Annotated in this window: 21 protein-coding genes; 14 read left to right on the top strand and 7 right to left on the bottom strand. The window is 65.4% G+C overall.

Annotation, left to right across the window (positions count from 1 at the left end; translation table 11 throughout):
• Window positions 1-184: 184 nt before the first annotated feature.
• The 3 genes from EZM81_RS08860 to EZM81_RS08850 are packed head-to-tail and all read left to right on the top strand — an operon-like array spanning window position 185 to window position 1,279.
• On the top strand, window positions 185-691 hold the full coding sequence (locus EZM81_RS08860; protein ID WP_135448706.1) for a hypothetical protein: 507 nt from the start codon (window positions 185-187) through the stop codon (window positions 689-691).
• Window positions 678-1,043 (top strand): cell division protein ZapA, encoded by a 366-nt coding sequence (locus EZM81_RS08855; RefSeq protein ID WP_136645459.1) that lies wholly within the window; start codon window positions 678-680, stop codon window positions 1,041-1,043. The genes EZM81_RS08860 and EZM81_RS08855 overlap by 14 nt, the downstream gene beginning before the upstream one ends.
• Window positions 1,040-1,279, top strand: a complete 240-nt coding sequence (locus tag EZM81_RS08850; protein WP_136645458.1) for an MliC family protein — start codon at window positions 1,040-1,042, stop codon at window positions 1,277-1,279. Before EZM81_RS08855 ends, EZM81_RS08850 begins: the two co-directional genes overlap by 4 nt.
• 122 nt (window positions 1,280-1,401) lie before the next feature.
• Here the strand turns inward: EZM81_RS08850 and grxD are convergent, their stop codons facing one another.
• The 6 genes from grxD to EZM81_RS08820 form a co-directional block, all read right to left on the bottom strand.
• Complete coding sequence (gene grxD / locus EZM81_RS08845) at window positions 1,402-1,761, bottom strand: Grx4 family monothiol glutaredoxin (RefSeq protein WP_135448703.1); 360 nt, start codon at window positions 1,759-1,761, stop codon at window positions 1,402-1,404.
• Window positions 1,758-1,997 carry a hypothetical protein gene (locus tag EZM81_RS08840; protein ID WP_136645457.1) on the bottom strand — a complete coding sequence of 80 codons (240 nt, stop codon included), beginning with the start codon at window positions 1,995-1,997 and terminating at the stop codon, window positions 1,758-1,760. The genes grxD and EZM81_RS08840 overlap by 4 nt, the downstream gene beginning before the upstream one ends.
• Window position 1,998: 1 nt before the next feature.
• Window positions 1,999-2,235, bottom strand: a complete 237-nt coding sequence (locus EZM81_RS08835) for a BolA/IbaG family iron-sulfur metabolism protein (protein ID WP_135448701.1) — start codon at window positions 2,233-2,235, stop codon at window positions 1,999-2,001.
• A gap of 31 nt (window positions 2,236-2,266) precedes the next feature.
• The gene (locus tag EZM81_RS08830) at window positions 2,267-2,755 is read right to left on the bottom strand and encodes a GNAT family N-acetyltransferase (RefSeq protein ID WP_136645456.1); all 489 of its coding nucleotides are present in this window, start codon (window positions 2,753-2,755) and stop codon (window positions 2,267-2,269) included.
• Window positions 2,755-4,917, bottom strand: a complete 2,163-nt coding sequence (purL, locus tag EZM81_RS08825; RefSeq protein WP_136645455.1) for a phosphoribosylformylglycinamidine synthase subunit PurL — start codon at window positions 4,915-4,917, stop codon at window positions 2,755-2,757. The genes EZM81_RS08830 and purL overlap by 1 nt, the downstream gene beginning before the upstream one ends.
• 390 nt (window positions 4,918-5,307) lie before the next feature.
• The gene (locus tag EZM81_RS08820) at window positions 5,308-6,213 is read right to left on the bottom strand and encodes a LysR family transcriptional regulator (protein WP_135448698.1); all 906 of its coding nucleotides are present in this window, start codon (window positions 6,211-6,213) and stop codon (window positions 5,308-5,310) included.
• Between the two features lie 187 nt (window positions 6,214-6,400).
• On the opposite strand from EZM81_RS08820, the gene murI reads away from it, so the two are divergent.
• Window positions 6,401-7,213, top strand: a complete 813-nt coding sequence (gene murI / locus EZM81_RS08815; RefSeq protein ID WP_135448697.1) for a glutamate racemase — start codon at window positions 6,401-6,403, stop codon at window positions 7,211-7,213.
• A 75-nt stretch (window positions 7,214-7,288) separates the two neighbouring features.
• Here the strand turns inward: murI and efp are convergent, their stop codons facing one another.
• Window positions 7,289-7,855 (bottom strand): elongation factor P, encoded by a 567-nt coding sequence (gene efp / locus EZM81_RS08810; RefSeq protein WP_135448696.1) that lies wholly within the window; start codon window positions 7,853-7,855, stop codon window positions 7,289-7,291.
• Between the two features lie 87 nt (window positions 7,856-7,942).
• Between efp and epmA the strand changes: the two genes are divergently transcribed.
• From epmA to scpB, 10 genes are all read left to right on the top strand, one after another.
• Complete coding sequence (gene epmA, locus EZM81_RS08805; protein ID WP_136645454.1) at window positions 7,943-8,983, top strand: EF-P lysine aminoacylase EpmA; 1,041 nt, start codon at window positions 7,943-7,945, stop codon at window positions 8,981-8,983.
• A 212-nt stretch (window positions 8,984-9,195) separates the two neighbouring features.
• On the top strand, window positions 9,196-10,224 hold the full coding sequence (gene argC / locus EZM81_RS08800) for an N-acetyl-gamma-glutamyl-phosphate reductase (RefSeq protein ID WP_136645453.1): 1,029 nt from the start codon (window positions 9,196-9,198) through the stop codon (window positions 10,222-10,224).
• Between the two features lie 126 nt (window positions 10,225-10,350).
• Window positions 10,351-10,806, top strand: coding sequence for a cytochrome c maturation protein CcmE (gene ccmE, locus EZM81_RS08795; RefSeq protein WP_136645543.1), 456 nt, complete (start codon window positions 10,351-10,353; stop codon window positions 10,804-10,806).
• Between the two features lie 69 nt (window positions 10,807-10,875).
• Complete coding sequence (locus tag EZM81_RS08790; protein ID WP_136645452.1) at window positions 10,876-11,487, top strand: holin-associated N-acetylmuramidase; 612 nt, start codon at window positions 10,876-10,878, stop codon at window positions 11,485-11,487.
• Window positions 11,478-11,951 (top strand): holin family protein, encoded by a 474-nt coding sequence (locus EZM81_RS08785; RefSeq protein WP_136645451.1) that lies wholly within the window; start codon window positions 11,478-11,480, stop codon window positions 11,949-11,951. Before EZM81_RS08790 ends, EZM81_RS08785 begins: the two co-directional genes overlap by 10 nt.
• A 61-nt stretch (window positions 11,952-12,012) precedes the next feature.
• Window positions 12,013-13,755: an arginine--tRNA ligase gene (gene argS / locus EZM81_RS08780; protein ID WP_136645450.1), complete on the top strand. Its 1,743-nt coding sequence runs from the start codon at window positions 12,013-12,015 to the stop codon at window positions 13,753-13,755.
• 73 nt (window positions 13,756-13,828) lie between these two features.
• Entirely contained in the window at window positions 13,829-14,833 is a 1,005-nt protein-coding gene (locus EZM81_RS08775; RefSeq protein ID WP_136645449.1) for an SPOR domain-containing protein, read from the top strand.
• Entirely contained in the window at window positions 14,830-15,822 is a 993-nt protein-coding gene (locus EZM81_RS08770) for a glycoside hydrolase family 3 N-terminal domain-containing protein (protein ID WP_136645448.1), read from the top strand. The genes EZM81_RS08775 and EZM81_RS08770 overlap by 4 nt, the downstream gene beginning before the upstream one ends.
• On the top strand, window positions 15,815-16,606 hold the full coding sequence (locus EZM81_RS08765; protein ID WP_135448688.1) for a ScpA family protein: 792 nt from the start codon (window positions 15,815-15,817) through the stop codon (window positions 16,604-16,606). The genes EZM81_RS08770 and EZM81_RS08765 overlap by 8 nt, the downstream gene beginning before the upstream one ends.
• The gene (scpB, locus tag EZM81_RS08760) at window positions 16,606-17,241 is read left to right on the top strand and encodes an SMC-Scp complex subunit ScpB (RefSeq protein WP_136645447.1); all 636 of its coding nucleotides are present in this window, start codon (window positions 16,606-16,608) and stop codon (window positions 17,239-17,241) included. Before EZM81_RS08765 ends, scpB begins: the two co-directional genes overlap by 1 nt.
• Window positions 17,242-17,301 lie beyond the last annotated feature (60 nt).

Here is a 17,301-nt window from a genome sequence, read left to right as displayed (position 1 = left end):
TTGACCTGCGTCCTATCCAGCACGACCGGCAAGATCAAGCTTGGACCCCAAGGCCTTGGGAAGAAAGGCCGGTCGCCTTTCCCGGCTTTCACGTTAAGATCGGTCTTGACCCGCCGCGCCCGATTCGGACATTGGCGGTCAGCGGCCCGGAGCCGGGTCGTGCGCAAGCTGCAAGGGGTAGGGAATGCAGGACATCGCGGAACTGGAACAGCGGATCACCGCTGCGCTGGAACGGATCGGCAAGGGGCTTGACCGGATCCGCGCCGCCCCGCGCGCGCCGGCACCCGCACCAGCCCCTGCCGCAGCCGCCGGTGGCGATGCCGCCCTGCGTGCCCAGCTGGAGGAGGAGAAGGCGCTGAACGCCCAGTTGCAGGAACGTCTGCGCAACCTGAGAGAACGTGAGTCGAAGTCCGACCTGCAGGCCAGGATCGACCGGTTGACCCAGCAGCTGGACGTGCAGGGACTGGAGTTGCAGCGTCTTCGCCGCACAGCCGCCAATCTGCGCGAGCAGCTTGCGGCCCTGACCGCAGCCCAGGCGGCCGGCGTGACCGAACCTCAGCTGATCAACAAGGCCATGGCGGCAGAGCTGGATGCCCTGCGTGCGCTGCGCCTCAGCGAAATGGCGGAAATGGACGAGATCCTGGCCGCGCTTGAACCGCATCTGATGGAGGCTGGAAATGCCCGAACTTGAGGTGATGATCGGTGGCAAGGGCTTTCAGGTCGCCTGCCAGGCCGGAGAAGAACATTTCCTGCGGTCGGCCGCGGCCATGCTGGACGCCGAGGCTCAGCCGCTGATCGCCCAACTGGGGCGGTTGCCCGAGGCCAAGATGCTGCTGATGGCGGGTCTGATGCTTGCCGACAAGACCGCCGCGGTCGAGGATGAATTGCGTTTGTTGCGCGCAAGGGTGGCCGAACTTGAAGCTAGGCCCGTTGCAACCCGCGACGTGCCCGTGGTGCCGCCGCAGGTGACCGAGACCCTGGCCGAAATCGCCGCGCGGGCCGAGGCGATGGCGGCAAAGGTGGAAGAGCAGGTGCGGGCATGATCCGGCTGTCCCTGATCGCGGCGCTGCTGCCGAGCGCCGTTGCCGCTGCACCGGAGTTCCAGGCAGTCACCTATTTCTGCGACCGCGGGGTGCAGGTACCGGCGACCTATGTCAACATGCCGGAAGGCAGCCTTGTGGTGCTGATGGTCGATGGCCGGCAGATCACACTTGTGGGCGAAGAGGCCGCCTCGGGCGCACGCTACGGATGGCCCTCGGACGGCTCGACCTATGTGTAGTGGACCAAGGGACAGGAAGCCACGCTCTACTGGAAGACGCCCGAGGGCGAGACGCCGATCCTGACCTGCCTGTCCTGAAAGGCGTTTGCAGGGCGGACAAGCTGGCCCGCCCTGCCACGAAGTCATGCGTTGGCTTCGCGGATCTTGTCCGCGGCAGCCTTGTCGAAGGCGATGCCCTTCGATTCCAGAAGCTGGTCAAGTTCGCCCGAAAGGGTCATCTCGGTCACGATGTCGCAACCGCCGACGAATTCGCCCTTCACATAAAGCTGCGGGATCGTTGGCCAGTCGCTGAAGTCCTTGATCCCCTGACGGATTTCGGGGTCGGCCAGCACGTTCACGTCCCGATATTCCACCGACATGTAGTTCAGCACACCCGCCACACGCGACGAAAATCCGCACTGTGGCATCAACTTGGTGCCTTTCATGAACAGCACCACATCGTTGTTCTCGATCAGATCCCTGATCGTCGCTTCCGCGCTCATCGCCCGTTCTCCCGTTCGTCTTCGATGGCGGCATGGTGCCGCCCTGCATCGCGCTGGGCCAGATAGGATGCCATGCGCCGTTCCATTTCCGCAGCTTCGGCCCGCCGCCGTTCGAATTCTTCGTCGCGGGCGGGTGGACCCGCCCGCCGCTTAGACCGGGCCCGGAACATGGTCACGATGCCGACCAGTGTCATCGCTACCGGGACAAGCCCGCCAAGACCAGAACCCGCGGCCATGTCAGTCAGGCGCCTTGGTGGTCAGCGCCAGCGCATGAAGCTCGCCGTTGGCACCGTCCATCTTGCCCTTCAGCGCCGCATAGACCGCGCGCTGCTGCTGAACCCGGTTCATTCCCCGGAAGCTTTCGTCGATCACCTCGGCCGCGAAATGCGCGCCGTCATCGCCCTGGACGCTGATCCTGGCATTCGGAAAGGCTTCCCGGATCAGGGCTTCGATGTCGCGGGCTTCAATGGGCATCGCAGACGCCTCCTTTCTGTCTGGCTTCAACCTAGGCCCGCGCTGAAGTCGCTTCAAGGGCCTGCCACTCGCTGCGCAGCATTCCCATAAGGATCAGGTCCACCGCCCGGCCGAGGGCAGGGCGGAACCAGTGCGCGCGAAGCCGCCCCTCCTGACGGAAACCGGCACGCGTATAGACCTTGATTGCGCGTGCGTTCTCGGCGCTGGCGTCCAGCCATAGCCGTTCCGCGCCGAGGTCGCGGAAGGCATGGTCCACCAGCGCGCGAAAGAAGGCGTCGCCATGCCCGCCGCCCGCGCGGTCGAGCGCGATGCGGAACAGTTCGACCACCGGCTGATCGGCGCTGCGGAAGATCGCAAAGCCGCGCGCCGCGCCTTCCCAGATCAGCACCCTTACCGAGGGATCGTCGATCCAGGCCCGCAGCTGCGCCTCGTCCGCATCGCCGATGAAGGGCGCATAGTCGGGCCGCGTTGTCAGGCTGCGGATGAAGCCGATGTCCGCCGCTGTTGCCGGGCGCAGCATCAGATCCCCAGGGAAGTGGCAAAGGCCGTGCGATAAAGCTTCGACAGGTCGGCAAGTGGGGCGGAATCGCTGCCGAATGCGACGGTCGCGCCGCCGAAGCGTCCGACCACGGATAGCGGAACACCCGCTACCGCTGCCGCTGCGGCCAGCGCCTCGGCTTCGCCTGGTGCCGCTGCCAGCAGATAGCGTGCCTGATCCTCGCCGAACAGGGCAGGGGTGCCCGACACCTCCAGCGTCACGCCAAGGCCCGCGCCTTCGGCCATTTCAAAGGCAGCCAGCGCCAGCCCCCCATCCGACAGGTCGGTGCAGGCGCGGATGTGCCCGCGGTTGGCCCTTACGAATTCGCCGTGGCGCAGTTCGGTTGCAAGATCGACCGGTGGCGCATCGCCTGCTTCGATCCCGAAGGCCTCGGCCAGAAGGGCCGACTGGCCGAGATGGCCTTTGGTTTCGCCCACCAGGATCGCAAGGTCGCCCTCTGCGGGCTTGCCGGCGATCAGTTCGTCAAGGTTGCGCAAAAGACCCACCGCACCGATGGTGGGCGTGGGCAGGATCGGCTGGCCGTCGGTCTCGTTGTAAAGGCTGACGTTGCCGGACACGATCGGCATGTCCAGCGCCCTGCAGGCCTCGCCGATGCCCTGCAGGGCGCCAACGAACTGGCCCATGATCTCGGGCTTTTCGGGGTTGCCGAAGTTCAGGTTGTCGGTGGTGGCCAGCGGCTTCGCCCCAACGGCGCAGAGGTTGCGGAAGGCCTCGGCCACTGCCTGCCTGCCACCCTCGACCGGGTTCGCCTTGACGTAACGCGGGGTCACGTCGCTGGTGAAGGCAAGGGCCTTGCCCGTTCCGTGCACCCGCACGACGCCCGCAGGCAGGCCAGGCGTGACCAGCGTATCCGCGCCCACCTGGCTGTCATACTGTTCCCAGACCCATGCCTTGTGCGCGTAGGAGGCAGAGCCGATCAGCGCCTTCAGCCCGGCGATCGCCCCGATTTCCGGAACTTCCTTCAGCGGCGCGGGGGCGGGGGTGGGCACCCAAGGCCGGTCGTATTCCGGCGCGCTGGACGACAGCTTCGACAGCGGAATGTCGGCCTTTACCTCGTTGCCATGCAGGATCAGGAACCGGTCCTCGGGGATGGTCTCGCCCACGATGGCAAAGTCGAGATCCCACTTCTCGAAGATGGCCCGCGCCTCGGCCTCCTTCTCGGGTTTGAGCACCATGAGCATCCGCTCCTGGCTTTCGGACAGCATCATCTCGTAGGCGCTCATTCCCGTTTCGCGCTGCGGCACGTCGTTCAGTTGCAGCTTGATGCCTAGCCCGCCCTTGTCACCCATTTCCACCGCCGAGCAGGTCAGCCCCGCCGCGCCCATGTCCTGGATGGAAATGACCGCGCCCGACGCCATCAGCTCCAGGCACGCCTCCAGAAGGCGCTTCTCGGTGAAGGGGTCGCCGACCTGCACGGTGGGGCGTTTTTCCTCGATCGTGTCGTCGAACTCGGCACTGGCCATCGTGGCTCCGCCTACCCCGTCGCGCCCCGTCTTGGCGCCCAGATAGACGACTGGCATACCCACGCCCGAGGCGGCCGAATAGAAGATCTTGTCCGCATCCGCGAGGCCCGCAGCAAAGGCATTGACCAGGCAGTTGCCGTTGTAGCTGCGATGGAAACGCACTTCGCCGCCCACGGTCGGCACGCCGAAGGCATTGCCGTAGCTGCCGATGCCTTCCACGACACCCTTGACCAGATGCGCGGTCTTGGGGTGGCTTGGCAGGCCGAAGGACAGCGCGTTCATCGCCGCGATGGGCCGCGCGCCCATGGTGAAGACGTCACGCAGGATGCCGCCCACACCGGTCGCTGCGCCTTGATGCGGCTCGATGTAGGAGGGGTGGTTGTGGCTCTCCATCTTGAAGATGACGGCCTGCCCGTCGCCGATATCCACCACGCCCGCGTTTTCCCCCGGACCGCAGATCACCTGCGGGCCGGTGGTGGGCAGCTTCTTCAGGTGGATCTTCGAAGACTTGTAGGAACAATGCTCGTTCCACATTGCCGAAAAGATGCCCAGCTCGGTGAAGGTCGGCTCGCGGCCCATGATTTCCAGCAGGCGTTCCCATTCGTCGGGCTTGATCCCGTGGGCAGCGACGAGTTCGGGCGTGATGGCGGGTTCTTGCATGGCATCCCCTCTGGCGGCTTGGCCCGCCTCATAAGGGAAAGGCCGAGGAAGGGCAAACCGCCGCAGCCTGTCCGGGTCGAAAAATCTTTGCCAGGGATGCCATGGGCTGCGGCTGCGGCCGCACGGGCACGAGACCGGGCCGGGGGACATGAGCCAGGAGGCACCATCCGGGCCGCCGCGACCCGGCCCCGGCATGGCGACGTTCGAAAAAAAAGGCCGAGCTTCCGCTCGGCCAAGTCCAACAGGGAGGTACGAAGGAACGCGAGCCAGGCTCAGCGTCGCTTCGAGCGTTCAGATAGTGCCCTGTGCTTGCGCAAACAAGTCTGGATTGCCCGACGTTTAAGCATTGCCGATATGCAAATGCTGCATGGCGGCATCCCACCCTTGCGTTCAGGCCGCGGCCTCCTCCTGCTGACGGCGGCGGAAGGACATGATCTCGTCGGTCACGAAGTCGCGGAAGGCGGCCACGCGCTTGGAATGGCGCAACTCTTCGGGATAGGCCAGGAACACTGGCACCTCGGCGCTCTGGACATCCGGCAAGACCCTGACGAGGTTCGGAAAATCCTCGGTCAGATAGTCGGGCAGGACGCCCACGCCCAGATGGTTCAGCACCGCCTGCAAGACCCCGAAATAGTTGTTCACCGTCAGGGTCGAGGGGATGTCATGCGTCATGAGTTCCGCCACCAGAAGCGCACCTGCCGCGACCTGCGGCGTGCCGGCGTGCTGGCTGATCAGCCGGTGGGCGCTGAGATCGTCCATCGTCTCGGGCGTGCCGTGGGCGGCCAGGTATTCGGGCGTCGCGAATAGCTGCATCCTGATGTTCATCAGCCGCTTACGGATCAGGTCGGCCTGGCTGGGCTCTTTCATGCGGATTGCGACGTCCGCCTCGCGCATTGGCAGGTCCAGAACGCGCTCTTCCAGCATCAGGTCGATCTTCAGCGCCGGGTATTTCTCGTACAGCCGGGCGAGGCGCGGGGCCAGCCACAGTGTGCCGAAGCCCGTGGTGGTGGTCACGCGCAATTCGCCGAAGACTTCATCCTCGCTGTCGCGGATGCGTGCGGCCGTGGCATCCAGCCGCTTGACCATCTGGGTCGTGGCGTCGAACAGCAGTTCGCCCTGTTCCGTCAGGATCAGCCCGCGCGCATGGCGGTGGAACAGCGTGACCGACAGGCTTTCCTCCAGCGCGCGGATCTGCCGGCTGACGGCGGACTGCGACAAGTGCAGCACCTCGCCGGCATGGGTCAGGCTGCCCTTTTCCGCGACGGCGTGAAAGATTCTCAGCTTGTCCCAGTCCATGAAGCACCTCGCGAAATCAGTCGTGACCCTAGCACGACCGCCCCTAGATAGGGAAATGCGAATGCAAGTGAATGGGGCTTTACCGCATCTTGCGCCAGCGCTTGCCCCTTTCACGCCACCGACACCCGCCGTATGATGAAATCAAGGCAAGACGCGCAGAACGCGACGGCCGAGGAAAGGGGCAGGCATGGCGGTAGGTATCTTCGATTCGGGCCTCGGCGGCTTGACCGTTCTTGAGGCGGTGACAAAACGGTTGCCGGATGTTCCCTTTGTCTATTTTGGCGACAATGCCCACGCGCCCTATGGTGTGCGCACGGCGGATGACATCTTTCATCTGACCTGCGCCGCGGTGGAACGGCTGTGGGCCGAGGGTTGCGATCTGGTGATCCTGGCCTGCAATACCGCCAGCGCGGCCGCGCTGAAGCGGATGCAGGAAACCTGGTTGCCGCCCCACAAGCGTGTTCTGGGCGTCTTCGTGCCGCTGATCGAGGCGCTGACCGAACGGCAATGGGGCGACAACTCGCCCCCGCGCGAGGTTGCGGTGAAGCATGTCGCCCTTTTTGCCACCCCTGCCACCGTTGCAAGCCGTGCCTTCCAGCGCGAGCTGGCCTTCCGCGCCATCGGAGTGGATGTCGAGGCCCAGCCCTGCGGCGGCGTTGTGGATGCCATCGAGCAGGGCGACGAGATTCTGGCCGAGGCCTTGGTGCGCAGCCATGTCGAGGCGCTGAAGCGCCGCATGCCGCACCCCGAGGCGGCGATCCTGGGCTGTACGCATTACCCCCTGATGGAAAAGGCTTTTCAGGAGGCGCTGGGCGAGGAGGTCAAGGTCTATTCCCAGGCAAACCTGGTGGCCGAGGCTCTGGCCGACTATCTGCAGCGCCGGCCAGAGTTCCTTGGGCCAGGCACCGAGGCGAAGTTCCTGACCACGGGCGATCCTGCAAGTGTTTCGAACAAGGCCACCCAGTTCCTGCGCCGGAAGATCACGTTCGAGGCAGCCTGAACCCCGCAAACTCAAGCAGGGCGGGCATTGCTGCCCGCCCTGCGCATGGTTCAGCCGTGGTCCGGGCTTGTAGCCTCAGTCCTTGGCGCGTTCGACGTAGGAATCGTCGTCGGTGTTGATCACGATACGGGTGCCGGGCCCGATGTGCGGCGGCACCATCACGCGCAGCCCGTTCGAGGTGATTGCGGGCTTGTAGCTCGAGGAGGCGGTCTGCCCCTTCACCACCGGCTCGGTCTCGACGATTTCCACCGTGATCTTCTGGGGCACCTCGATCGCGATCGGCACGCCCTCGAAGGTCTTGAGATAGCAGCGCATGCCTTCCTGAAGGTAGGGCTTGTTGCCGCCCATCACGTCCTCGGTCACGACGACCTGTTCGTAGGTGTTCGGCTCCATGAAATGGAAGCCTTCGCTGTCTTCATAGAGAAAGTCGTATTCGCGTTCGTCGACGGTGGCCTTTTCCACCATCTCGGTCGTCCGCCAGCGCTCGGAGACCTTAACCCCATCGGAAATCCGGCGCATGTCCACGCTGGTCGTGGGCGTGCCCTTGCCGGGGTGGAAGTTCGAGGCGGTAAGAACAACGTAGAGCTTGCCGTCCATCTCGACGACATTGCCCTTGCGAAGGCTTGAGGCGATGACTTTCAAAGGTCTGGTCCTTGCTATATCCCGGGGCCCGGTCCCACGGACCGGCATCTGCACGCGCCCCTAACCGATCCCGACCGGAATTTCCAGATGAATCCCTCGTCCCAATGGTGGAACCCAGCCGTTCATGCCGACCGCCGCCCCGTGCTGATGGCGCGCAACCGTATCCAGGCCGCAATCCGGCGCTACCTGGCGAAGGAGGCTTTCGTGGAGGTCGATCCGGCGGCGCTTGCGGTCAGCCCTGGCAACGAGGCGCATCTTCACGGCTTTGCCACCGAAGCCATCGGCAATGACGGGCAGCGTCGCCGGATGTATCTGCACACATCGCCCGAGTTCGCGATGAAGAAGCTGCTGGCCGCCGGCGAGACACGCATTTACGCCTTTTCGCATGTCTGGCGCAACCGCGAGCGCGGGCCGCTGCATTCCCCCGAGTTCACCATGCTGGAGTGGTATCGGGCGGGCGAGGGGTATGAGGCGCTGATGAACGATACGCTTGTGTTCCTGCGCCTTGCCGCCGACGAGGCGGGGGTAAAGCTGCTGCGCTTCCGCGACCTTGCCTGCGACCCCTTCGCCGAAGCCGAGCGGCTGACGGTGGCCGACGCCTTCGGCAGGCATGCCGGGGTGGATCTGATGGCCTCGATCCGTCCTGACGGAACCACCGATGCCGCACGCCTGGGGGCAGAGCTGGACCGGATCGGTTTGCGCCGGGCGGCCGATGATACCTGGTCGGACATGTTCAGCCGGGTACTTTCAGCGAAGGTCGAGCCGCACCTGGGGCAGGGCAGGGTGACGATCCTTGACCATTATCCCGCAGCAGAGGCCGCCCTGGCGCGAAAGGTGCCCGGAGATGCAAGGGTTTCCGAACGGTTCGAGGTATATGCCTGCGGGGTGGAACTGGCGAACGGCTTCGGCGAACTGACCGACCCCGAGGAACAGCGCCGGCGGTTCGAGGCCGAGATGGCCGAGAAGGCGCGCGTCTATTGCGAAAGCTACCCGCTGGACGAGGATTTCCTCGCGGCGCTTGCGCTCATGCCACCCGCTGCCGGCATCGCGCTGGGTTTCGATCGCCTTGTGATGCTGGCGACGGCTGCGCCGCGGATCGACGATGTGATGTGGACCCCGGTGCCCTGACCTCATCGCGGTTTGAAAGGGCTGACGAATTGAGCGGCTGGCGCCGCAAGGCAGTGTCTCGCCTCTGGCCTTCGGCCAACTGGCTCGCGTGCCGGGGCTTTCCCCCCCCGGACCCCCGGAGGATATTTCCGCAGAGAGGAAGGACAACCGGCAGACTTGCATTGTCACGGCCAACCGCGCAAAGAGGGTGCGGTTTTGACAGGAGCCGCGCAATGACCCATCGCATCGCCATTCTTGGGGCTTCAGGCTACACGGGAGCCGAGCTTGTCCGCCTGATCGCGACGCATCCGGGAATGCGCATCGTGGCCCTGTCGGCCGACCGCAAGGCGGGGATGACGATGGCCGAGGTCTTTCCCTTCCTGCGACATCTGGACCTGCCGCGGCTGACGAAGATCGACGAGATAGATTTTTCCAATGTAGACATGTGCTTCTGCGCGCTTCCTCATGCCACGACGCAAGAGGTTGTGGCCCGTCTGCCGCGCGATCTGCGGATCGTGGACCTTTCGGCCGACTTCCGGCTGCGCGATCCTGCGGAATACCAGAAATGGTATGGCCAACCCCATGCCGCGGTGGACATCCAGAAGGAAGCGGTCTATGGCCTGACCGAGTTCTACCGGGACGAGATCCGCCGGGCTCGGCTGGTGGCGGGCACGGGCTGCAACGCAGCGACCGGCCAATACGCGCTGCGCCCGCTGATCGCGGCGGGGGTGATCGACCTGGACGACATCCTGATCGACCTGAAGGCCGGCGTGTCCGGCGCGGGGCGCAGCCTGAAGGAAAACCTGCTTCACGCGGAATTGTCTGGCGGCACCCATGCCTATTCCGCGGGCGGCAAGCACCGGCATCTGGGAGAGTTCGATCAGGAGTTCTCGAAAATCGCCGGCCGGCCGGTGCGGGTGCAGTTCACGCCCCACCTTCTTCCGATGAACCGGGGAATCCTGGCGACGGTCTATGTCAAGGGCGATGCGACGATCGTTCACGAAGTTTTGGAAAAGGCTTACGAAAATGAGCCGTTCCTCAAGGTCTTGCCCTTCGGGGCGCTGCCATCGACGCGCGACATCGCGGGGTCGAACTTCTGCCATCTGGGGGTTGTGGGCGACCGGATTCCCGGCCGGGCTGTGGTGGTTGCGGTTCTGGACAACCTGACCAAGGGATCCTCGGGACAGGCGATCCAGAACGCCAATCTCATGCTGGGCCTGCCCGAGACCGAGGGTCTGATGCTGGCGCCGGTCTTCCCCTGAGCCCCGCCTATGGCACCGTGTCGCTGCCGGGGGGCTTGACTTGACGGGTGCCATGCCCAAGTTGGAGGCGCTGGCCCGGCATCGGGCGGGGAGAGAGGCATGACCGAAAAGCAGGCGTTCCGGGGCCTGAAGGGGCTGAAGAAGCAACGGCGCATCCAGATCGTCGCCCTGGCCGCGGTGGCGCTGATCGGCGCGACGGGGCTGGTCGGTTACGCCATGCGCGACGGGATCAACTTCTTCCGTTCGCCCAGCCAGGTCATGGAGAATCCGCCCGGCCCCGGCGAGACGTTCCGCATCGGTGGTCTGGTGGTCGAAGGCTCGATCGTCCGGGGTGAGGGGACAGAGGTCGCCTTCGCCGTCACAGACACAAATGCCACCGTTCCGGTGCGCTATACCGGCATCCTGCCCGACCTGTTCCGCGAGGGCGAAGGTGTGGTTGCCCTGGGTCGGCTGGAGGGCGGCACCTTCGTTGCGACCGAAGTCCTGGCCAAGCATGACGAGACCTACATGCCGAAGGAAGTGGTCGACGCGCTGAAGGAGCAGGGGGTTTACGTCGATCCGAAGGCCCAGCCCGACAGCTGAGCGCGCGCTGCATCAGGGGGGCGTTAATGCCGCCTTGTCAGGCTATCCCTGTCTGAAATGGGGGTCAGCATGCCGGATGTCCGACGGATTGCCGAAGAGATCGTCGCCCGCGAGGGCGGTTTCGTGAACGACCCGGACGATCCGGGCGGGGCCACGAACCACGGGGTCACCATCGGCACGCTGAGGCGGCTGGGGATCGACGTGAACCGCGACAGGCGGATCGATGTGGCCGATGTGAAGGCCTTGACCCGCGCCCAGGCGGTGGAGATCTATCTGGAACATTACTATCGCCGTCCCGGCATCGCAGCCCTGCCCGAGCCGATCCAGGCCAGTGTCTTCGACATGTATGTGAATGCCGGGGCCAATGCGGTGAGAATACTGCAGCGGCTGCTGACCGAGATGGGCTTTCCCTGCGAGCCGGACGGGGTGATCGGGCCGAAGACGATTCGCGCGGCGCAGCTGGCCCATGAGGCGGCGCCTGCGCATCTGGCCGATGCCTACGGAATCGCGCGTCGGAACTATTACTACGCGCTGGCCGACAGCCGCCCCGCCAGCCGCAAGTTTGCCAGGCGCAAGGACGGCGGAAAGGGCGGCTGGATCCTGCGGGCAGAGGAATTCATCTCTCCGAAATACCATCTGACCGAGGCGCAGCACCGGGCGCGGGTGGCGCAATGGGTATGATCGGCAGGCTGATTGGTTCCCCCGGCACGGTCACGGCGCTGGGCGAGGCTGCGAAGGGCGTGGCCGAGGTCTTCGTGCCCAGCGCCACGAAGCGCATGGAATATTCGGCAGAGGCGCAGATGGCCGCCTTGCGCCAGTTGGGCGAGGAGTATCAGCATCCCGCCCTGTCCCGGTTCGACCGGATGGTGAACGGGCTGAACCGGCTGCCGCGGCCGTTTCTTGCCTTCGGCACAATCGGGTTGTTCGTCTACGCCATGGTGGACCCGAGGGCCTTCGCTGACCGGATGGCGGGGCTGAATGCGGTGCCCGAGCCGCTGTGGTGGCTGCTGGGCGCGATCGTCGCCTTCTATTTCGGCGCGCGCGAGACGCATTACTTCCGCAATCGCGCCGTGACGTCCGCGTCCGCAGCGCCACAGGCGGCGACCGAAGAGAATGCGGCGCTGGAGGATTGGCGGCGGTCGTGAGCCATCCTTGACCACGGGCCGGGCCTCTGGCATGGCCTGTTCGGGGAAAGGATGTGATCAAATGAACCTGTTCGCCGATATCCGTGAGCTAGTGGTCGCCGAGTTGCAGGCGCTGATGGCCGAGGGCGTGCTGCCCCAAGGCCTCGACCTGTCGAATGTCGCGGTCGAGCCGCCGCGCGATGCGGGGCATGGCGAGATGGCGACGAACGCGGCGATGGTGCTGGCGAAACCGGCCGGCATGCAACCCCGCGCGATTGCCGAGGCACTGGCCGTGCGGCTGATGGAGGATCCGCGCGTGGCGGGCGCGGATGTGGCGGGCCCGGGGTTCCTGAACCTGCGGCTTGAGTCGGCCGCATGGCAGGCCCTGGTGCGCGACATCCTGACCGAAGGCACCGATTTCGGCCGCTCGACCATCGGACAGGGCCGCAAGGTGAACGTGGAGTTCGTAAGCGCCAACCCGACCGGGCCTATGCATGTGGCCCATGCGCGGGGCGCGGTGGTGGGCGATGCGCTTTCTTCGCTGCTTGCCTTTGCAGGCTGGCAGGTCACGCGCGAATATTACATCAACGATGGTGGCGGCCAGGTCGATGTGCTGGCACGCTCTGCCTATGAACGCTATCGCGAGGCGCATGGCCTGTCGCCCGAGATCGCCGAGGGGCTTTATCCCGGCGATTATCTGATCCCGGTGGGTCAGGCGCTGAAGGAAAAATACGGCGACAGCCTTCTGGAACAGCCCGAAAGCGTGTGGCTGGCCGATGTGCGCACCTTCGCCACCGACATGATGATGGCAATGATCCGCGATGACCTGGCGGCGCTGGGCGTCACGATGGATGTCTATTCCAGCGAGAAGGCGCTTTACGGCACAGGCCAGATCGAGGCCGCGATCGAGGCGCTGCGCGCCAAGGGGCTGATCTACGAAGGTATCCTTGAGCCGCCCAAAGGCAAGGCGCCCGAGGACTGGGAGCCGCGCGTGCAGACGCTGTTCCGTTCCACCGCCTTCGGCGACGATGTCGACCGCCCGGTGAAGAAGTCGGATGGCAGCTGGACCTACTTCGCCCCCGACATCGCCTATCACTTCAACAAGGTGCAGCGCGGCTTCGACGAACTGATCAACATTTTCGGCGCCGACCATTCCGGCTATGTCAAGCGGCTGAAGGCGGTCGTCTCGGCCCTGTCCGAGAACCGGGTCAACCTCGACATCAAGCTGATCCAGCTCGTCAAGCTTCTGAAGGGCGGCGAGATCGTCAAGATGTCCAAGCGCGCGGGCACCTTCGTCACGCTGCGCGATCTGATCGACGAGGTCGGGCCTGACGTGGTGCGCTTCGTCATGCTGACGCGCAAGAACGACGTCGCACTGGATTTCGATTTCGACAAGGTGACCGAACAGTCGAAAGACAACCCGGTCTTCTACGTCCAGTATGCCAATGCCCGGGTGAACAGCATTCTGCGCAAGGCGCGCGAGGCGGGACTGGATGTGTCGGATGCGGCGCTGTCGCTGGCGCATCTTGCCCATCTCGGGCATCCGGCCGAGCTTGAGGTGATCCGCAAGCTGGGTGAATGGCCAAGGCTGGTGGAGATTGCCGCCAAGGGGCACGAGCCCCACCGGGTGGCCTTCTACCTTTACGAACTGGCCTCCGACTTCCACGGTCTGTGGAACAAGGGCAACGACGATGACAGCCTGCGCTTCATCCAGGAGGACGTGGCCGTGTCGCAGGCGAAAATCGCCCTTGCAAGGGCCGTGGGCGTTGTCATTTGCGCCGGTCTTGGTATCCTTGGCGTTACACCGGTCGAGGAAATGCGCTGAAACAATCGCGCCCCGCCGGCTATGAGGCGTGTATGCAGGGGCGGACGAACCGTCCCGCAGGCAGGGGCAGCACATGGCGGACGCGGACTACGACGGCTACGGCAGCTATGACGGCGGGCGCGGGGGAGCGCAAGTCCTGGCCCGGCGTTATGTCAATCTCGCAGGGGCGCTGGTCTCTCTTGGCCTTGTGGTGGGCCTTTCCATCTGGGGATACAAGCTGGCCGTGCGCGATGTGCGTGGTGTGCCTGTCATCAAGGCGATGGAAGGGCCGCTTCGGGTGGCGCCCGAGGATCCGGGCGGCGAGATCGCAAATCATCGTGGCCTTGCCGTGAACGAGGTGGCTGCCTCTGGCGTGGCGGCAGAGGTGCCCGATCGTCTGGTTCTGGCTCCCCGCCCACAGGAACTTGAACCAGAGGATGAGGCCGGTCTGGCCGGACCCGGCAGTTCGGCCCTGGCCGCAGTGGCTGCGCCCTTGCCTTCGCTGGGCGGGGCAGGGGTCGAGAATCCGGATCTTGCCCTGGCTGCGGCGCCGCCGACGGAAAGCGCCAGTCCTACCGCCATCGCGGTGGATGCCGCGATCGCCGAAGCCCTGGGTCTGGCGCCGGAGGCGGTCTCTGCAGGGATTGCCGATCCGGTCGAGGACGGCGACAGCATTCTTGCACTGGGCGACCTGGGCCCGGAGTTCGCGCCCGAGTTGCCTGATGATGGCGGAATTGCCGTCTCTCCGCGGCCAAAATCGCGCCCGGGCAGCAGGTCTGCCGCAGCGGTGCCGGCGCCAGCGGTCGCGATGTCAGCCCCTGAAGAGATCGACCCGGCCATCATTCCTGTCGGTACCCGGCTGGTTCAGTTCGGCGCCTTCGACACGATGGACGAGGCGCGGGCCGAATGGGCACGTCTTTCGGGTCAGTTTGGCGAGTTGATGGCTAGCAAGCGGCTGGTGCTGCAACCGGCCGAAAGCGGTGGGCGCACCTTTTATCGCTTGCGCGCCCATGGCTTCGACGACGAGGCAGACGCGCGCCGCTTCTGTTCCGCCTTTGTTGCGCAGAACGCCACCTGCATCCCGGTGCCGCAGCGATGACCATCGGCCGCGGGGCGACGATCTTCGGCTGCGCCGGCCCGGTCCTGTTGCAGGACGAACGCGCCTTTTTCCGCGAGGCAGATCCCTTCGGCTTCATCCTTTTCGCCCGCAACATCGAGACGCCGGATCAGTTGCGGCGTCTGACCGCCGACCTGCGCGCGGCCGTGGGCCGCGATGCCCCGATCCTTGTGGATCAGGAAGGCGGTCGCGTGCAGCGCCTGCGGGCTCCGCACTGGCGCGAATGGGATCCGCCACTGGACACCGTCGAACGGGCCGGCTCGGTTGCGGTCGCCGCGCGCGCGATGCGGGCGCGGATGCGGGTGATCGGCGCCGAATTGCGCGCGGTCGGCATCGACGCGAACTGTGCGCCGCTAGGTGATGTGGCCCGGCCCGGAACGCACCCTTTTCTTCGCAACCGCTGCTATGGATCGGACCCCGAAACAGTGGCAATCATTGCACGCGCCGTGGCCGCGGGGCTGAAAGAGGCCGGCGTCCTGCCGGTCGTCAAACATCTGCCGGGCCACGGCCTGTCGCATCTGGACACCCATCTTGCCCTGCCGACGGTGGATGCCCCGCTGGACGAGTTGCGCGCCGTCGATTTCGCCCCCTTCCGCGCCCTGAACGATCTGCCGATGGCGATGACCGCGCATCTGGTCTTTGCGGCGGTCGATCCGGGCTTGCCTGCCACACAGTCGCCAACCATGATCCGGCTGATCCGGGACGAGATCGGTTTTCAGGGCCTGTTGATGAGCGACGATCTGAACATGGAGGCGCTGAAAGGCAGCCTTGCCGACCGCACCGCGCGAACGATGGCCGCAGGCGTGGATATCGCGCTGCACTGCAAGGGCGATCTGGCGGAAATGCAGGCTGTGGCCGGGGCGGCCGGGGATATGACGCCCGCAGCAGCCGACCGCGCCCGTGCGGCGCTTGCCGCCCGCACTGCGCCGTTGCCCTTGGACGCAGCCCTTGCGGACCTTGCCGATGGCTGAGCCCGACGACTGGGATCAGCCGGAACGTCTGCCCATCGACGACCGCCTTGCCGCCGAGGCGCTGATCGTCGATGTCGATGGGTTCGAGGGGCCGCTTGACCTGCTGCTGACGCTTTCCCGCACGCAGAAGGTGGACCTGCGCAGGATTTCCGTCCTGAAACTGGCCGAGCAATACCTGGGCTTCGTCGAACGCGCCCGGACGCTGCGGATCGAACTGGCCGCTGATTACCTTGTGATGGCGGCCTGGCTTGCCTTCCTGAAATCACGCCTTCTGCTGCCGCCCGAGCCCGGCGAGGCAGGGCCTTCCGCCGAAGACCTGGCCGCGCATCTGGCCTTCCAGCTGGAGCGCCTGCAGGCCATGCGAGACGCAGCGGCCCGGCTGATGGGGCGTGACCAGTTGGGGCGCGACTTTTTCGCCCGCGGCGTCCCCGAGGAAGTGACGCATCACCGCAAGGTCGTCTACACCGCCACGCTTCTGGACCTGATGCGCGCCTATGCAATGATCCGTACGAAGGACGAGTTCCGTCCCTTCGTGCTGGACCGTGAACATGTCTATACAATGGAGCAGGCGCTGGATCGTCTGCGCGGCCTGATCGGTTACGCCGGGGACTGGGCGAGCCTGACCAGCTTCCTGCCTGAAGGCTGGGACGTGACGCCTATGGCCCGCCGCTCGGCCCTTGCCGCGCATTTCGCCGCCGTTCTGGAGCTGGCCAAGCGCGGTCAGGTCACCCTGCGCCAGGGCGAGACCTTCGCGCCCATCGAACTGCGCCGCCGGGAGGGATGATGGACACCGGGGAAGAACAAAGCCTTTTCGATGCACCGCCTATGGGCGAACAGGAGCGGATGGTAGAGGCGATCCTGTTTGCGACGGCCGAGCCCGTGACCGTGGCCGAACTTCAGGCCCGGATGCCGCATGGCTGCGACCCGGCCGAGGCGCTGGTCAGGCTGCGCAAACGCTATGAGGGGCGGGGCGTCAATCTGGTCAGGGTGGGTGATGCCTGGGCAATGCGCACCGCGCCGGACCTCGGCTTCCTGATGCGCCGCGAGACGGTAGAGACGCGAAAGCTCAGCCGTGCGGCAATCGAGACCCTGGCGATCATCGCCTATCATCAGCCGGTGACGCGGGCCGAGATTGAAGAGATCCGCGGCGTCGCGGTCAGCCGCGGCACCATCGACCAGCTGATGGAACTGGAGTGGATCCGCCTGGGCCGCCGGCGCATGACCCCGGGTCGACCGGTGACTTTCGTGGTGACCGAACGGTTCCTGGATCATTTTGGTCTGGAATCGGCCCGCGACCTGCCGGGCCTGAAGGAGTTGCGCGCTGCCGGGCTGCTGGACAGCCGCCCCCTGCCGGGCCAGGCGGCCACAAGCGAGGATGACGATGCCATGACCGGCCAGAGCGAGCTGTTCGAGGACTAGGGTGAAGCAAATGGACCTGAACCGGCTTTTCGGCATGCTGACGCGGATGTTTGTCCGCAG

The organism is Tabrizicola sp. YIM 78059, assembly GCF_004959785.1.
Lineage (GTDB): Bacteria > Pseudomonadota > Alphaproteobacteria > Rhodobacterales > Rhodobacteraceae > Tabrizicola > Tabrizicola caldifontis.
The sequence above is the reverse complement of the archived record's forward strand: the minus strand, read 5'-3'. Positions and strand labels throughout refer to the sequence as shown.

Excerpts from the sequence above, each read along its gene's own strand:
- EZM81_RS08770 (WP_136645448.1), top strand. The coding sequence starts at position 14,830 with ATGACCATCGGCCGCGGGGCGACGATCTTCGGCTGCGCCGGCCCGGTC.
- EZM81_RS08785 (WP_136645451.1), top strand. The coding sequence starts at position 11,478 with ATGGGTATGATCGGCAGGCTGATTGGTTCCCCCGGCACGGTCACGGCG.
- EZM81_RS08835 (WP_135448701.1), bottom strand. The coding sequence starts at position 2,235 with ATGCCCATTGAAGCCCGCGACATCGAAGCCCTGATCCGGGAAGCCTTT.
- EZM81_RS08860 (WP_135448706.1), top strand. The coding sequence starts at position 185 with ATGCAGGACATCGCGGAACTGGAACAGCGGATCACCGCTGCGCTGGAA.
- EZM81_RS08820 (WP_135448698.1), bottom strand. The coding sequence starts at position 6,213 with ATGGACTGGGACAAGCTGAGAATCTTTCACGCCGTCGCGGAAAAGGGC.
- grxD (WP_135448703.1), bottom strand. The coding sequence starts at position 1,761 with ATGAGCGCGGAAGCGACGATCAGGGATCTGATCGAGAACAACGATGTG.
- argC (WP_136645453.1), top strand. The coding sequence starts at position 9,196 with ATGACCCATCGCATCGCCATTCTTGGGGCTTCAGGCTACACGGGAGCC.
- EZM81_RS08765 (WP_135448688.1), top strand. The coding sequence starts at position 15,815 with ATGGCTGAGCCCGACGACTGGGATCAGCCGGAACGTCTGCCCATCGAC.
- epmA (WP_136645454.1), top strand. The coding sequence starts at position 7,943 with ATGAATCCCTCGTCCCAATGGTGGAACCCAGCCGTTCATGCCGACCGC.
- EZM81_RS08850 (WP_136645458.1), top strand. The coding sequence starts at position 1,040 with ATGATCCGGCTGTCCCTGATCGCGGCGCTGCTGCCGAGCGCCGTTGCC.
- argS (WP_136645450.1), top strand. The coding sequence starts at position 12,013 with ATGAACCTGTTCGCCGATATCCGTGAGCTAGTGGTCGCCGAGTTGCAG.
- EZM81_RS08855 (WP_136645459.1), top strand. The coding sequence starts at position 678 with ATGCCCGAACTTGAGGTGATGATCGGTGGCAAGGGCTTTCAGGTCGCC.
- EZM81_RS08840 (WP_136645457.1), bottom strand. The coding sequence starts at position 1,997 with ATGGCCGCGGGTTCTGGTCTTGGCGGGCTTGTCCCGGTAGCGATGACA.
- EZM81_RS08790 (WP_136645452.1), top strand. The coding sequence starts at position 10,876 with ATGCCGGATGTCCGACGGATTGCCGAAGAGATCGTCGCCCGCGAGGGC.
- EZM81_RS08830 (WP_136645456.1), bottom strand. The coding sequence starts at position 2,755 with ATGCTGCGCCCGGCAACAGCGGCGGACATCGGCTTCATCCGCAGCCTG.
- murI (WP_135448697.1), top strand. The coding sequence starts at position 6,401 with ATGGCGGTAGGTATCTTCGATTCGGGCCTCGGCGGCTTGACCGTTCTT.
- purL (WP_136645455.1), bottom strand. The coding sequence starts at position 4,917 with ATGCAAGAACCCGCCATCACGCCCGAACTCGTCGCTGCCCACGGGATC.
- scpB (WP_136645447.1), top strand. The coding sequence starts at position 16,606 with ATGGACACCGGGGAAGAACAAAGCCTTTTCGATGCACCGCCTATGGGC.
- EZM81_RS08775 (WP_136645449.1), top strand. The coding sequence starts at position 13,829 with ATGGCGGACGCGGACTACGACGGCTACGGCAGCTATGACGGCGGGCGC.